A 13,306-nucleotide genomic window follows, 5' to 3' on the forward strand; every position below is an offset into this window, starting at 1 on the left:
GTGCTGGGTCATGACTTCACCCCAAAAGAAGTTCCGCCGCTGACGGAGACGATCGAGCCGTGGCCCGCGCCGAGAGTGGCCCGGACGGTCACGTCACCCGAGTTGGTGGGCAGCCAGATGACGCCCTCGGGCAGGTCGTCGGTCTCGACCGGGAGCGTGATCGCGCCGCGCTCGGTGGAGACCGTCACGTAGCCGCCGGTCTCCAGGCCGAACTGCTGCGCGGTGGCCTCAGCGACCTTCGCGACGACCGGGCGGGCGGTGCCGGCGAGGTGCGGTTCGTCCACCTGCAGCGAACCGTTGCCGATCAGGCGGTGCCACGTGGCGAGCACTGCCTTGCCGGCACCGGCCGGGGACTGCAGCGGCGCGGCGACGTTGAGCGAGGAGCCGCTCGGAGCGCCTTCGCCGAGGCGGGCCAGGTCGGCCGCCGCGGCCGCGGGCGTCTGCGTGAACAGGTCCGCGTCCATCTCCACCGCGAGGGTGTCGAGCACGCGGCAGTCCGGCAGCGCGCCGGTGCCTTCGAGCGTCGTGCCGAACTCGCGGCGGCGACCCTCCCAGTTGAGGTAGCTGCCGGACTTCTCGACCGCCGGGGCGATCGGGAGCACGACGTCGGCGTGCGCGGTGACCGCGCTCGGCCGCAGCTCCAGGCTCACGACGAAACCGGCCTGGGCCAACGCCTTCTCGGCCAGCGCCGGGTCCGGCAGGTCGAACGGGTCGACGCCGCCGACCACCAGGCCGGACAGCTGACCGTTCGCGGCGGCCTCGAGGATTCCGGTGGTGTCGCGGCCGGGGTTCGCCGGCAGCGAGCCCTCCTCGACACCCCAGGTGCGCTCGACCTCGGTGCGGGCCGCGGTGTTCGCGACGTGGCGGCCACCGGGCAGCAGGTTCGGCGTGGCACCGACCGCGAGCGCACCGCGCTCACCGGCACGGCGCGGGATCCACGCGACCTTGGCCCCGGTGCGCTCGGCCAGCTTCGCGACCGCGGTGAACGCGCCGGGGATCTCGGCGGCGCGCTCGCCGACGAGGATCACCGCACCGGGCTTTCCGAGCAGTTCGACGACGTCGGAAGCGTGCTCCGGCAACGCGTTCAGCGCGTTCGCCTCGGCACCGGGCACGCAGGCGAGCAGCGTGCCGAACGTCTTCTCCACGGCCGGGGTCGTGAACTGGCCGAGGTGGAAGACCTTCGTGGTGCCCTTGCGAGCCGACTTGCGCAGGCGCAGGAAGACGATCGGCGCTTCCTCCTCGGGCTCGAACGCGACCAGCAGCGCGGCCGGTGCCTTCTCGATGCCCTGGAAGGTGACGCCGTTGTCCGGGTTCGTGAACACCGTGGTGCCGGACAGGAACTCCAGCTCCTCGGCGCTGTGCGGCCGGGCGCGGAAGTCGATGTCGTTGGTGTGCAACGCGATCCGGGCGAACTTCGAGTACGCGTAGGCGTCCTCGACGGTCAGCCGGCCACCGGTGAGGACACCGACGCCGTTCGCGTCCCGTGCCGCGAGCAGACCGGCCGCCGCGACCTGCAGCGCCTCCGTCCACGACGACTCGCGCAGCTCACCGGTCTCGGCGTCGCGGACCATCGGCCGCGTGATGCGGTCGTCGGCCGTGGCGTAGCGGAAGGCGAACCGGCCCTTGTCGCAGATCCACTCCTCGTTGACCTGCGGGTCGTCACCGGCGAGCTTGCGCTGCACCTTGCCGCGCCGCCAGTCGGTGCGCTCGGCGCAACCGGAGGAGCAGTGCTCGCAGACGCTCGGCGTCGACACGAGGTCGAACGGCCGGGCGCGGAACCGGTACGCGGCGGACGTGAGCGCGCCGACCGGGCAGATCTGGATGGTGTTGCCGGAGAAGTAGCTCTGGAACGGCTTGTCCTTCGCCACACCGATCTGCTGCTGCGCACCGCGCTCCAGCAGCTCGATGAACGGGTCACCGGCGATCTGCGCGGAGAACCGGGTGCAGCGCTGGCAGAGCACGCAGCGTTCGCGGTCGAGCAGCACCTGCGTCGAGATGTTGATCGGCTTCGGGAACGTCCGCTTGTGCTCGTGGAACCGGGAGTCCGCGCGGCCGTGCGCGATCGCCTGGTTCTGCAGCGGGCACTCGCCGCCCTTGTCGCAGATCGGGCAGTCCAGCGGGTGGTTGATGAGCAGCAGCTCCATCACACCCTGCTGGGCCTTGTCCGCGACCGGCGAGGTCAGCTGGGTCTTCACGACCATGCCGTCCGCGACCGTCATCGTGCAGGAGGCCTGCGGCTTCGGCATCGGCCGGCCGCCCATCTCGACCTCGACGAGGCACTGGCGGCAGGCGCCCGCGGGCTCCAGCAGCGGGTGGTCGCAGAAGCGCGGGATGACCGTGCCGAGGCGCTCGGCCGTGCGGATCAGCAGCTCGCCCTTGGGCGCCACGACCTCGACACCGTCGATGACGAGCTTGACGTGACCCTCCGGGACCACCAGCTCGGTGCTGTTCTTGTCAGGGGCGATGGTCATGCGTTCGCTCCAGCCAGGACCTTGGAGTTCTGGTCGCAGAGAGCCAGGAACTCGTCCTTGAAGTACTTGATGCCACTGGTGATCGGGCTGACGGCACCGTCACCGAGCGCGCAGAAGGAACGGCCGAGGATGTTGTCGCAGACGTCGAGCAACGTGTCGATGTCGCTCGCCGTGCCGTTGCCCGCCACCATCCGCTGCAGGATCTGCACGAGCCAGTACGTGCCCTCGCGGCACGGCGTGCACTTGCCGCACGACTCGTGCTTGTAGAACTCCGTCCACTTCATGACGGCCCACGGCACGGACACGGTCTCGTTGAAGATCTGCAGCGCCGTCGTGCCGAGCATCGACCCGGCCTCGGCGGCACCCTCGAAGTCCAGCGGCACGTCGAGGTGCTCCGCGGTGAACAGCGGGGTGGACGAGCCGCCCGGCGTCCAGAACTTCAGCGGGATGCCGTCCTTCATGCCACCGGCCATGTCCAGCAGCTGCCGGAGCGTGGTGCCCATCGGCGCCTCGTACTGGCCGGGGTTCGTGACGTGACCGGACAGCGAGTAGATCTTCGGACCGGGCGAGCGGTCGCGGCCCATCTCGCGGAACCAGTCCGCGCCACCGTTGACGATGAAGGGAACCGACGCGATGGTCTCGACGTTGTTCACGACGGTGGGCGACGCGTACAGGCCCGAGGTCGCGGGGAACGGCGGCTTGAGTCGCGGCTGGCCACGACGGCCCTCCAGCGAGTCGAGCAGCGCGGTCTCCTCGCCACAGATGTACGCGCCGGCGCCGGCGTGGACCACCAGGTCGAGGTCGAACCCGCTGCCGAGGACGTCCTTGCCCAGGTAGCCCTTGGCGTAGGCCTCCTTGACGGCCGCGTTCAGCCGCCGGATGCAGTGCAGGACCTCGCCGCGGACGTAGATCGCCGCGAAGTTCGCGCGGATCGCGTACGACGTGATGATCACGCCCTCGATCAGCGAGTGCGGGTCCGCCATCATCAGCGGGATGTCCTTGCAGGTGCCCGGCTCGCCCTCGTCGGCGTTGATGACGAGGTAGTGCGGCTTGCCGTCGCCCTGCGGGATGAAGCCCCACTTCATGCCCGTGGGGAAGCCCGCGCCGCCGCGGCCGCGCAGCCCGGAGTCCTTGCACTGCTGGATGAGCTGGTCCGGGTGGGCCTTCAGCGCCTTGGGCAGGGCGGTGTAGCCACCGGTGCGCTCGTAGGTCTCGATCGTCCAGGACCTGGGCTCGGTCCAGCGCTTGGTGAGAACGGGAGTCAGCGGGTTGACCATTTGATCCCTACTTCTTTTCCGGCAGTGCAGGGAACTCGGCGTTCGCCGGCATCTTCGGGGCGTCCCAGCCGCGGTCCTTCGCGATCTGCGCGCCCCGCAACGTCTCCGGTGCCGCCGACGGGCCGTCGAGGTCCGCGTCGCGGCCCTCGAAGAACCCGGCGAGCTGGAGCTCGGCCTGCTTGAAGTCGGTGAGCGGTGCGCCACGGGTCGGGGCGGGCTTCTCCCCTGCCTGCAACGACTTCACCAGCTGCAGCGCCTTCTCCGGCGTCTGGTTGTCGTAGAACTCGTAGTTCACCTGGAGAACCGGGCCGAGGTCGCACGCGGCGAGGCACTCGGCGTGCTCCAGCGTGATCGAGCCCGGCGTGCCCGGCTCGCCCGCGGTCTCCTCGTGGCCCACGCCGAGGTGGCTCTTGAGCGTCGAGTAGATGTCGTCGCCGCCCAGTGCCGCGCACAGCGTGTTGGTGCAGACGCTCACGAGGTGCTCACCGCACGGGCGGCGCTTGTACATCGTGTAGAACGTCGCGACCGCGCTGACCTCGGCCTCGCTCAGGTCGAGCTGCCCGGCGCAGAACCGGATGCCGTCCTGCGAGACGTAGCCCTCCACCGACTGCACCAGGTGCAGCATCGGCAGCAGCGCGCTGCGGGACTGCGGGTAGCGGGCGATGATCGCCTGCGCGCGGTCCACAGTGGACTGGCCGAAAGTGGTGTTCTCAGCAGCCTGAGTCATCGGTCGCAACCACCCATCACCGGGTCGATCGAGGCGACGGCGGCGATCACGTCGGCGACCATGCCGCCCTCGCACATCGCGGGCATCGACTGGAGGTTCACGAAACTGGGCTCGCGCAGGTGCACGCGCATCGGCCTCGTGCCGCCGTCGGAGACGAGGTGGTAGCCCAGCTCGCCGCGCGGCGACTCGACCGGCACGTAGACCTGGCCCGCCGGCACCTTGAAGCCCTCGGTCACCAGCTTGAAGTGGTGGATGAGGGACTCCATGGACTGGCCCATGATCTTGCGGACGTGCTCGAGCGAGTTGCCCATGCCGTCGCTGCCGATCGTGAGCTGCGCGGGCCACGCGATCTTGGCGTCCTCAACCATCACCGGACCGGTCGGCAGGCTCTTCACGACCTGCTTGACGATCTTCAGCGACTGGTGCATCTCCTCGAGCCGCAGCAGGTACCGCGCGAAGCAGTCCGCCGCGTTCGAGGTCGGCACGTCGAACGTGTAGTTCTCGTAGCCGCTGTACGGCTCGATCTTGCGCAGGTCCCAGGCGAGGCCGGCGGAGCGCAGGATCGGGCCGGTGATGCCGAGCGCGAGGCACGCGTCGACGGGCAGGTAGCCCACGCCCGCGAGGCGGTTGCGCCAGATCGGCTGGCCGGTGAGCAGCTTGTCGTAGTCCGGGAGCCGCTTCTCCATGACCTTGACGAACGCGTTGATCTTCTCGACCGCGTCGTTCGGCAGGTCCTGGGCGAGACCGCCGGGGCGGATGAACGCGTGGTTCATGCGCAGACCGGTGAGGTGCTCCAGCAGGTGCAGGACTTCCTCGCGCTCGCGGAAGCCGGAGGTCATGCCGGTGAGGGCACCGAGCTCCATGCCGCCGGTGGCGAGCGCGACGAGGTGCGAGCTGATGCGGTTGAGCTCCATCAGCAGGACGCGGATCGCCTGCGCCTTGTCCGGCACCGTGATGCCGAGCAGCTTCTCGACGCCCATGCAGTAGGCGGCCTCGTGGTGCAGCGGCGCCAGGTAGTCCGTGCGCGTGACGAACGTGACGCCCTGGACCCAGGTCCGGTACTCGCAGTTCTTCTCGATACCGGTGTGCAGGTAGCCGATGACGCTGCGGGCGTGCGTGACGGTCTCGCCCTCGAGCTCCAGGACCAGGCGGAGCACGCCGTGCGTCGACGGGTGCTGCGGGCCGAGGTTCATGACGATGCGCTCGTCGTGGACGGCGTCCGCGAGCACCTCGTCCCAGTCGCCGCCGGTGACCGTGTAGACGGTGCCCTCGGTGGTGCGCCGTGAGTCGGCGATCTCCGGGGTCTCGGTGCGGGTGTTCACGTCGTCCGTGCTGTCGCTACCGGTCGCGCTGGTGTTCGTCCCGGTGGTGACGTCGGAAAGCCGCTCGGTCATGAGTACGACCGCCTCTGGTCCGGCGGAGGAATCTCCGCGCCCTTGTACTCGACCGGAATGCCGCCCAGCGGGTAGTCCTTGCGCTGCGGGTGGCCGTCCCAGTCGTCCGGCATGAGGATTCGGGTCAGTCCGGGATGACCGTCGTAGATGATCCCGAACATGTCCCAGGTCTCGCGCTCCTGCCAGTCCGCCGTCGGGTAGACCTCGACGAGGCTCGGCACGTGCGGGTCGTCGACGTCGACCGCGACCTCGAGCCGGATCCGGCGGCGGTAGGTCATCGACGTCAGGTGCGTGACCGAGTGCAGGCGCTGCGGCACGTCGGCGCCGTAGTCCACACCGGAGACGGAGCTGCAGAGCTCGAAGCGCAGCGACGGGGTGTCGCGGCAGATGCGCGCCACCTCCAGCAACGTCTCCGGCCTGAGGTAGAAGGTGATCTCGCCGCGGTCGACCGTCACCTGCTGCACCGTGTCGGCGGGCAGGCCCTTGTCGCTGATCGCGGCGAACAGCTCGTCGGCGACCTCGTCGAACCAGCCGCCGAACGGGCGCTCGGACGGAGCGGCCACGTGGGCGGGCAGGCGCAGGCCACCGAAGCCGGACGTGTCGCCGGAGCCGGTGACGCCGAAGAGGCCCTTGCGCTCCTTGCCCGCGAAGATCGGCGCTTTGGCCTCTGCGCCGTTGGTCTTCTCGAGGCCCTCGACAGCGCGGTCGGCGCTGGAGTGCTCTCCCCCTGGCTCGGTCACTTCTTCCTCGCAAAACGCTCGGAGGACGGGATGAGATCGGTGCGGTAGCCCGAGTCGGCGAGTGCCTTGGCGCGCACGGCGTTCAGCGGCTCGTCCATGATCTTGGCGTGGATCTTGAGGATCGCGTCCATCAGCATCTCCGGCCTCGGCGGGCAGCCCGGCAGGTACATGTCGACGGGCACGACGTGGTCGACGCCCTGCACCACCGCGTAGTTGTTGAACATGCCGCCACTGCTGGCGCACACGCCCATGGCCAGCACCCAGCGCGGCTCGGGCATCTGGTCGTAGATCTGCCGCAGCACCGGCGCCATCTTGTTGGTGACGCGGCCGGCGACGATCATCAGGTCCGCCTGGCGGGGTGAGGCCCGGAAGACCTCCATGCCGAAGCGGGCGAGGTCGTAGCGCGGACCACCCGTCGTCATCATCTCGATGGCGCAACAGGCCAGGCCGAAGGTGGCAGGCCACAGCGAGGACTTGCGGGTCCAGTTGACCAGCTTCTCGACGCTGGTCAGCAGGATGCCGTTCGGGAGCTTCTCCTCGAGACCCATGACTTCCTCAGTTCCAGTCGAGGCCGCCGCGACGCCACACGTAGACGTACGCGAAGCCGAGCGTGGCGACGAACAGGACGATCTCCACCAGCCCGAACAGCCCGAGCTTGTCGGCAGCGACGGCGAACGGGTAGAGGAAGACCATTTCGATGTCGAACAAGATGAAGAGCATCGCCGTCAGGTAGTAGGCGACGGGCATGCGCCCACCGCCCACGACCGGCTGCGGGCTCGGCTCGATGCCGCACTCGTACGCGTCGAGCTTCGCCTTGTTGTAGCGGCGGGGTCCGATGTAGGGCGCTGCGGTCACCGAGAACAGTGCGAACGCCCCGGCGAGCGCGAACATCAATACGAGGGGGAGGTAAGGGTCAAGCACGCTCCGTCGTCCTTTCCTCGCGGTCGACCGCACCCTAAGGGTGTTGTTGTCCGACTCGATTGTTAGGCGAACCTAACAACCGCTTGTGAAACAGTTCACAAGCTTGTGCACACTGTTGTGAAGTGATTCACAAGGTCGCTCGCCAGTGTAGAACGCCTGTAAATGACCTAGATCACAGGGTCTGACCTGGGGCTTTAACTTGGCCGACACATGCGAAACGGCACCGGCTCGTATTGAGCCGGCGCCGTCACCTATTCGGAGTAATTTATGCCGTCGGCGCGAGCTTCGTGGCGGCCACGATGAGGCGGTCCATTGAGTCGCCGTCCTTGGGGTCGTAGAGGCCCGCGAGCAGCTTGAGCACGAGTTTCATCAGGCGTTTCCGCGGCATTCCGTACTTCGTTGCGGTCCGCATGATCGCCGGGTTACCGATGAGCTTCGAGAAGACGTTCCCGAGCCGGTAGTAACTCCCGAGCGCCTGTTCGATCCGAACGGGGTAGCCGTGCAGCGCGCGTTCACGGTTGACGCCGGTCCGCGCGAGTGCCTGGACGATCGACTCGGACGCGATCTTGGCCGACTCCATGGCGTAGCCGATGCCCTCGCCGTTGAACGGGTTGACCATGCCGCCCGCGTCGCCGACGAGCACGAGACCCGCCCGGTAGTGCGGCTTGCGGTTGAGGCCCATGGGCAGCGCGGCACCACCGATGCGGCTGGTCGCGTTCTCCTCGCGGAAGCCCCACTCCTCCGGCGTCGCGTCGAGCCAGGAGCGCAGGAGCTGGCGGTAGTCCGTCGTGCCGTAGGCCTTCGACGTGCTGAGGATGCCGAGGCCGACGTTCACGCTGCCGTCGCCCATGCCGAAGATCCAGCCGTAGCCGGGCAGCAGCTGGCCGTCCGGCGCCCACAGCTCGAGGTGGCTTTCGAGGTAGTCGTCCTTGGTGCGCGGGCTGCTGTAGTAGCGGCGGACCGCGACACCCATCGGCTTGTTGTCGTCCTTCTGCAGGCCGACCGACAGGGCGAGCCGCGCGGACACGCCGTCGCAGCCGACGACGATGGGCGCCCGGTACGTGACCGGGTTCTTCTCCGGTCCCTGCTTGGCCTCGACACCGACGACCCGGCCGTTCTCGATGATGGCCTTGGTGACCGTCGTGTGCTCGTGCATGCGCGCGCCGGCTTGTTTGGCCGCGTTCGCGAGCATCTCGTCGAAGTCCATGCGCGGCCGCACGACACCGTAGTTGGGGAACGTGGCCAGGTCCGGCCAGTCCAGCTCCAGCGTGACACCGCCGCCGACGACCCTGAGCCCCTTGTTGTGGAGCCAGCCGTTGCTCTCGCGGGTGTCGATGCCCAGGTCGATGAGCTGCTTGACGCCGCGCGGGGTGAGCCCGTCGCCGCAGACCTTCTCCCTGGGGAAGGTGCTCTTCTCCAGCAGGAGGACGTCGAGGCCTGCCCTGGCGAGGTAGGTCGCCGCGGTCGAGCCCGCCGGTCCCGCCCCCACCACGATGACGTCGGCGTCCTCGTTGATCCCGCGCCTGCTCATCCAGACTCCCTAACGTGTGCCGTGACTCCCTCGCGACTCTAACCGCCCCTCCCTGAGACCCCACCGCCTCCGCCCGCTGCCGGACAGCACGCGGGGCCCCAACGTGTTCCCAGAGCGAACGAAAGCTCCCCGCGTGCACTTGAAGATCGCGAGTTGTCCACATGTCGATCAAGAGGCGGTTGAGGTCTGCGGCCGCATGCCGATGATTGATCGAGTGACATTTAAACGTTCGATCGACTACGGACTGCTCGCCGACGCCTTCGAGGATGCCGTGGCCACCCGCAGGCATCTACTGGCGCTCGGGTTCAGCAGCGCCACGCTGGCGAAGAAGTGCCGCCCAGGCGGAGGCTGGACCCGACTGTTCCTCGGTGTCTACCTGGTCACTGGCGGAACGCCGAGCAGGCGACAGCTTGTTAGAGGTGCGCTGCTGCGAGCCGGTCCGTTGACGTATCTGACCGGTTGTGAAGCCGCCCGCATGTACGGAGTGCGTCGAGTGCCGGCCGATCAACGCATCCATGTTCTGGTTCCTCATGGCCGCCGGGTGACGAGCCAAGGTTCACTGCTCGTGGAACGCAGCAACCGGCCGTGGGATGGAACGCTGATCAACGGGTTCCCCGTGGTGACGCTTGCTCGTGCGCTCATCGATGCTGCACGTAAAGAGAGCGGTCTCGACGTTGTGCGCGCTGTTATCGCGGATGCCGTTCAGCGCCGCCTCTGCTCACCTGGTGCACTCGCCGAAGAGCTCAAGAACCTGAGGCTGGGCGGCACCTCGCTGCCAAGACGGGTGTTGGACGAGGTCAGTGACGGCGTCCGTTCGGCCGCCGAAGCGTGGTCGCGCTCGTTGGTCCAGAGGTCCTCCTTGCCACTCCCGCAGTGGAATGTGCTGATCAGGAGCGCATCCGGGGCTCAGCTCGCCATCGTTGACGGCTGGTGGGACGAAGTGGGGCTCGCATGGCAGATCGACTCGGTGGAGTTCCACCTTGGCCCTGATGACTACGCACGAACGATGGCTCAGCACTCGGCGCTCTTGGCCAACGGCGTGATGACGATCCACACGGTGCCTTCACGCCTTAAGACGGACCCAGCGGGCGTAGTCGCAGAACTTCGGGGTGCCTACCGTGCTGCGGAGCAACGCGGCCGACCTCGGGTTTCAGCGACGCTGTGGCGTCCCGTCTAGGACACGCGGGGAGCTTTCGTTCGCTCTGAGAACACGAGAGGGCCCCGCGTGCGGCAAAGCAAGCGGGGGGTGGTTAGGGGGTTGGGGTGGGCGGCTCAGCGGGGGTGGGCTCCGGCTTGGTCGCGCGGTGCAGGGCCACCATGCCGCCCGTCAGGTTGAACCAGGCGACGTCCTCCCAGCCCGCCTGCGAGATGAGCTCGCCCAGCGCGCGCTGGTCCGGCCAGGTCGCCATCGACTCGGCCAGGTAGGAGTAGGCCGCCGGGTTCGAGGAGACGAACTTCGCGATCAGCGGCAGGAGCTTGAGCAGGTACCGCATGTAGACGAAGCGGAACGGCTTCCACACCGGGGTGGAGACCTCGCAGATCACCATGCGGCCGCCCGGCTTCACCACGCGGGCCATCTCGCGCAGGGCGACGACCGTGTCGTTGAAGTTGCGGATGCCGAAGGACACCGTGACGGCGTCGAAGGAGTTGTCCTTGAACGGCAGGCGCAGGGCGTCGGCGGCCACCTTCGGGACACGGCGGTGGGCACCGGAGGCGAGCATGCCGACGGAGAAGTCGGCGGCGACGCACCAGGCGCCGGACTCGGCGTACTCGACGGTGGACACAGCGGTGCCGGCGGCCAGGTCGAGGACCTTCTCGCCGGGGCGGGCGTCGAGCACGCGCCTGCTCCACTCCCGCCACCGCCGGTCGAAGCCCAGCGTCATGACCGAGTTCGTGCGGTCGTAGCCCTGGGCCACGCCGTCGAACATCTCGGCGACCTCGCGGGGGTTCTTGTCCAAGCCGGCTCGCGACATGGCCCAAGACTAAGTCAGGCCAGCTGAGATCATCTTCAGGGCACCTTCAGGGCCGTCAGCATGCCGTCGACCGCCGCGTGCCACGGGTACTCCTCCGCACGCGCGCGGGCGGCCTCCCGTGACCCCGACTCGAGGAGCTGCCGGGCGGCGAGCGCGAACGCCGCGGCGTGGTCGTCGACCGCCGCGCCGCACGACGGCTGGACGATCTCCTTCAGCGCGCTGCTCCTGCTCACGACGACGGGGGTTCCGCTGGCCAGGGCCTCCAGTGCCGCGAGGCCGAACGTCTCGTGCGGGCCGGGCGCGAGTGAGAGGTCCGCCGAGGCGAGCAGCGAGGCGACGTCCAGGCGTGACTTCACGAAGCCGAGGAACGTGACCGGCAGGCCCGCCGCGCGCTTCTCCAGGAAGGCACGGCGAGGGCCGTCGCCCGCGATCACCAGGCGTGCCGAGTGGCCCTGCTCGTGCAGTTCGGCGAGCGTGTCGACGGACCGTTCGACGTGCTTCTCCGGCGACAACCGTCCACAGTGGACGAGCAGGCTCTCCTCGCCCCGCAACAGGTCCCGCCGCAGATCGGCAGAGTGGCGGCGGGGCGTGAACGTGGTCAGGTCGACGCCGAGCGGCACCTGGGTGACGTTGCGCGCGCCGATGCGGTCGAACTCCTCGCGGGCGAACCCGGTCGTGCACACAACCGTGTCGTAGCTCGCGGCCATGCGCCGGTTGGCCCAGTCCGCGGCCCGCACCGCCGGGTGCTCGGGCAGCACGAACCGCAGCAGCCGGTCGAGGCGTTCGTGGGAGATCACGACGTTCGGGATGCCGCGCTCGCTCGCCCACGCGCCCATGCCGCGCAACGTCAGCCGGTCGGAGACCTCCAGCCGGTCCGGCTCCAGGTGCTCCACCAGCGCCTTCACCCGCCACGGGTCCACGACGCGGTAGCCGCCGGTGTACGGGATCTTCACCGCGGGCAGGGTGATGCGCCGGACGCCGCCGGGCAGCACCTCGTCGGCACGGCGGTCGCCCGGCACGACCAGCACCACCTCGTGGCCCGCCTGCGCGTAGCCGGTGCCGAGGTGGTGCAGTGCCGTGCGGAGCCCGCCCGACTTCGGTCCGTAGAAGTTGGCGAGCTGGACGATCCTCAAGCGGCTGCCCGGTGAGCGAGTCCGGTGACCGCGGCGTAGTGGCCCATCAGCTCGTCGCAGATCGCGGGCCAGGTGCGGGAGAGCACCGACCTGCGTGCCGCGAGACCGAACCGCTTGCGCCGCAACGGGTCCCGCAGCAGGTCCAGGTACTGCACGACGTCGTCCTCGAACAGGTACCCCGTCCGGCCGTGCCGCACGAGGTCGCGCGGACCGCCCGCGTCCGGCGCGAGCACCGGCAGCCCGGTCGCGAGCGCCTCCTGCACGGCCTGGCAGAACGTCTCGTGCGGTCCGGTGTGGATGAAGACGTCGAGCGACGCGTAGGCCTCGGCGAGCGCCTGACCGGTGCGGAAGCCCAGGAACTCGGCGTCGGGAAGATCGCGTTCGAGCTGTTCGCGGTCCGGGCCGTCGCCGACGATCCGCAGCTTCACGCCCGGCAGGCCGTGGAGCTCCCGGAGCCGGTGGACCTGCTTCTCCGGCGCGAGACGGCCGACGTAGCCGACCGTGAGCTCGTCGTTGTGCTTGGGGCGCGGGTGGAAGAGGTCGACGTCGACACCGCGGCCCCACCGGTGCACGCGCGGAACACCGTGCCGCTCCAACGCTTCCACCGCCGAGCTCGACGGCGCCAGCGTGCGGTCGGCGAGTGTGTGCAGGCGCCTGGTCCACCTCCACGCCGCGCGCTTGGTGAGCCCGAGCCCGTAGTTGCCCGCGAACCCGGCGACGTCGGTCTGGTAGACGGCGACGGTCGGCACGTCGAGCCTGCGGGCGGCCCGCAGCCCGTACGCGCCGAGCACGAACGGTGAGGCGAGGTGCACGACGTCGGGCCCGAAGTCCGCCAGCGCGTGGTGGACTCTGGGGCTCGGCACCCCGATGGGCAGGCTGGTCACCATGGGCACGTCGACGGAGGAAACTCTGACGACTGGCGTGCCGAGGTGGTCGTCGGCGCCGGAACCGGGCGCGACCACCAGAGCCTGGTGGCCACCTCGCCGCAGGTGTTCCAGCACGCGGAGAACGGAGTTGGTGACCCCGTTCACCTGGGGCAGGAAGCTCTCGGTAACGATCGCTACGCGCACAGAGGACACCCTGGGGTGCCAGCGTGAAGTCCACGTGACACTCAATTTGACGCGGTCCGAACACCTCAC

Annotated in this window: 12 protein-coding genes; 1 reads left to right on the top strand and 11 read right to left on the bottom strand. The window is 69.0% G+C overall.

The features are described from left to right. Positions 1–8 precede the first annotated feature (8 nt). The 8 genes from ACFOWZ_RS11720 to ACFOWZ_RS11755 form a co-directional block, all read right to left on the bottom strand. Positions 9–2,471 carry an NADH-quinone oxidoreductase subunit G gene (locus ACFOWZ_RS11720; RefSeq protein ID WP_382371890.1) on the bottom strand — a complete coding sequence of 821 codons (2,463 nt, stop codon included), beginning with the start codon at positions 2,469–2,471 and terminating at the stop codon, positions 9–11. Then, positions 2,468–3,748, bottom strand: a complete 1,281-nt coding sequence (gene nuoF / locus ACFOWZ_RS11725) for an NADH-quinone oxidoreductase subunit NuoF (RefSeq protein ID WP_382371892.1) — start codon at positions 3,746–3,748, stop codon at positions 2,468–2,470. Before nuoF ends, ACFOWZ_RS11720 begins: the two co-directional genes overlap by 4 nt. Before the next feature lie 7 nt (positions 3,749–3,755). Continuing rightward, on the bottom strand, positions 3,756–4,475 hold the full coding sequence (nuoE, locus tag ACFOWZ_RS11730; RefSeq protein ID WP_382371894.1) for an NADH-quinone oxidoreductase subunit NuoE: 720 nt from the start codon (positions 4,473–4,475) through the stop codon (positions 3,756–3,758). Continuing rightward, positions 4,472–5,869, bottom strand: a complete 1,398-nt coding sequence (locus tag ACFOWZ_RS11735; RefSeq protein ID WP_382371896.1) for an NADH-quinone oxidoreductase subunit D — start codon at positions 5,867–5,869, stop codon at positions 4,472–4,474. Before ACFOWZ_RS11735 ends, nuoE begins: the two co-directional genes overlap by 4 nt. After that, positions 5,866–6,609, bottom strand: coding sequence for an NADH-quinone oxidoreductase subunit C (locus ACFOWZ_RS11740; protein WP_382371898.1), 744 nt, complete (start codon positions 6,607–6,609; stop codon positions 5,866–5,868). Before ACFOWZ_RS11740 ends, ACFOWZ_RS11735 begins: the two co-directional genes overlap by 4 nt. Further along, the gene (locus ACFOWZ_RS11745) at positions 6,606–7,157 is read right to left on the bottom strand and encodes a NuoB/complex I 20 kDa subunit family protein (protein WP_030473218.1); all 552 of its coding nucleotides are present in this window, start codon (positions 7,155–7,157) and stop codon (positions 6,606–6,608) included. Before ACFOWZ_RS11745 ends, ACFOWZ_RS11740 begins: the two co-directional genes overlap by 4 nt. A 7-nt stretch (positions 7,158–7,164) precedes the next feature. Next, positions 7,165–7,530: an NADH-quinone oxidoreductase subunit A gene (locus tag ACFOWZ_RS11750; RefSeq protein WP_030473219.1), complete on the bottom strand. Its 366-nt coding sequence runs from the start codon at positions 7,528–7,530 to the stop codon at positions 7,165–7,167. Between the two features lie 265 nt (positions 7,531–7,795). After that, positions 7,796–9,061 (bottom strand): geranylgeranyl reductase family protein, encoded by a 1,266-nt coding sequence (locus tag ACFOWZ_RS11755; RefSeq protein ID WP_382371901.1) that lies wholly within the window; start codon positions 9,059–9,061, stop codon positions 7,796–7,798. A 133-nt stretch (positions 9,062–9,194) separates the two neighbouring features. Between ACFOWZ_RS11755 and ACFOWZ_RS11760 the strand changes: the two genes are divergently transcribed. Next, positions 9,195–10,238, top strand: coding sequence for a hypothetical protein (locus ACFOWZ_RS11760; RefSeq protein ID WP_382371903.1), 1,044 nt, complete (start codon positions 9,195–9,197; stop codon positions 10,236–10,238). Between the two features lie 73 nt (positions 10,239–10,311). Here ACFOWZ_RS11760 and ACFOWZ_RS11765 read toward each other — a convergent pair whose 3' ends face one another. The 3 genes from ACFOWZ_RS11765 to ACFOWZ_RS11775 are packed head-to-tail and all read right to left on the bottom strand — an operon-like array spanning position 10,312 to position 13,237. After that, on the bottom strand, positions 10,312–11,034 hold the full coding sequence (locus tag ACFOWZ_RS11765) for a demethylmenaquinone methyltransferase (protein WP_382371905.1): 723 nt from the start codon (positions 11,032–11,034) through the stop codon (positions 10,312–10,314). Positions 11,035–11,069: 35 nt separating this feature from the next. Continuing rightward, on the bottom strand, positions 11,070–12,167 hold the full coding sequence (locus tag ACFOWZ_RS11770; protein WP_382371907.1) for a glycosyltransferase: 1,098 nt from the start codon (positions 12,165–12,167) through the stop codon (positions 11,070–11,072). Further along, positions 12,164–13,237, bottom strand: a complete 1,074-nt coding sequence (locus ACFOWZ_RS11775) for a glycosyltransferase family 4 protein (protein ID WP_382371909.1) — start codon at positions 13,235–13,237, stop codon at positions 12,164–12,166. The genes ACFOWZ_RS11770 and ACFOWZ_RS11775 overlap by 4 nt, the downstream gene beginning before the upstream one ends. Between the last annotated feature and the right edge of the window lie 69 nt (positions 13,238–13,306).

The sequence above is a fragment of the Lentzea rhizosphaerae genome (assembly GCF_042649515.1).
Lineage (GTDB): Bacteria > Actinomycetota > Actinomycetes > Mycobacteriales > Pseudonocardiaceae > Lentzea > Lentzea aerocolonigenes.

Coding starts and splice junctions, on each gene's coding strand:
- ACFOWZ_RS11720 (WP_382371890.1), bottom strand. CDS start 2,471: ATGACCATCGCCCCTGACAAGAACAGCACCGAGCTGGTGGTCCCGGAG.
- nuoF (WP_382371892.1), bottom strand. CDS start 3,748: ATGGTCAACCCGCTGACTCCCGTTCTCACCAAGCGCTGGACCGAGCCC.
- nuoE (WP_382371894.1), bottom strand. CDS start 4,475: ATGACTCAGGCTGCTGAGAACACCACTTTCGGCCAGTCCACTGTGGAC.
- ACFOWZ_RS11735 (WP_382371896.1), bottom strand. CDS start 5,869: ATGACCGAGCGGCTTTCCGACGTCACCACCGGGACGAACACCAGCGCG.
- ACFOWZ_RS11745 (WP_030473218.1), bottom strand. CDS start 7,157: ATGGGTCTCGAGGAGAAGCTCCCGAACGGCATCCTGCTGACCAGCGTC.
- ACFOWZ_RS11755 (WP_382371901.1), bottom strand. CDS start 9,061: ATGAGCAGGCGCGGGATCAACGAGGACGCCGACGTCATCGTGGTGGGG.
- ACFOWZ_RS11765 (WP_382371905.1), bottom strand. CDS start 11,034: ATGTCGCGAGCCGGCTTGGACAAGAACCCCCGCGAGGTCGCCGAGATG.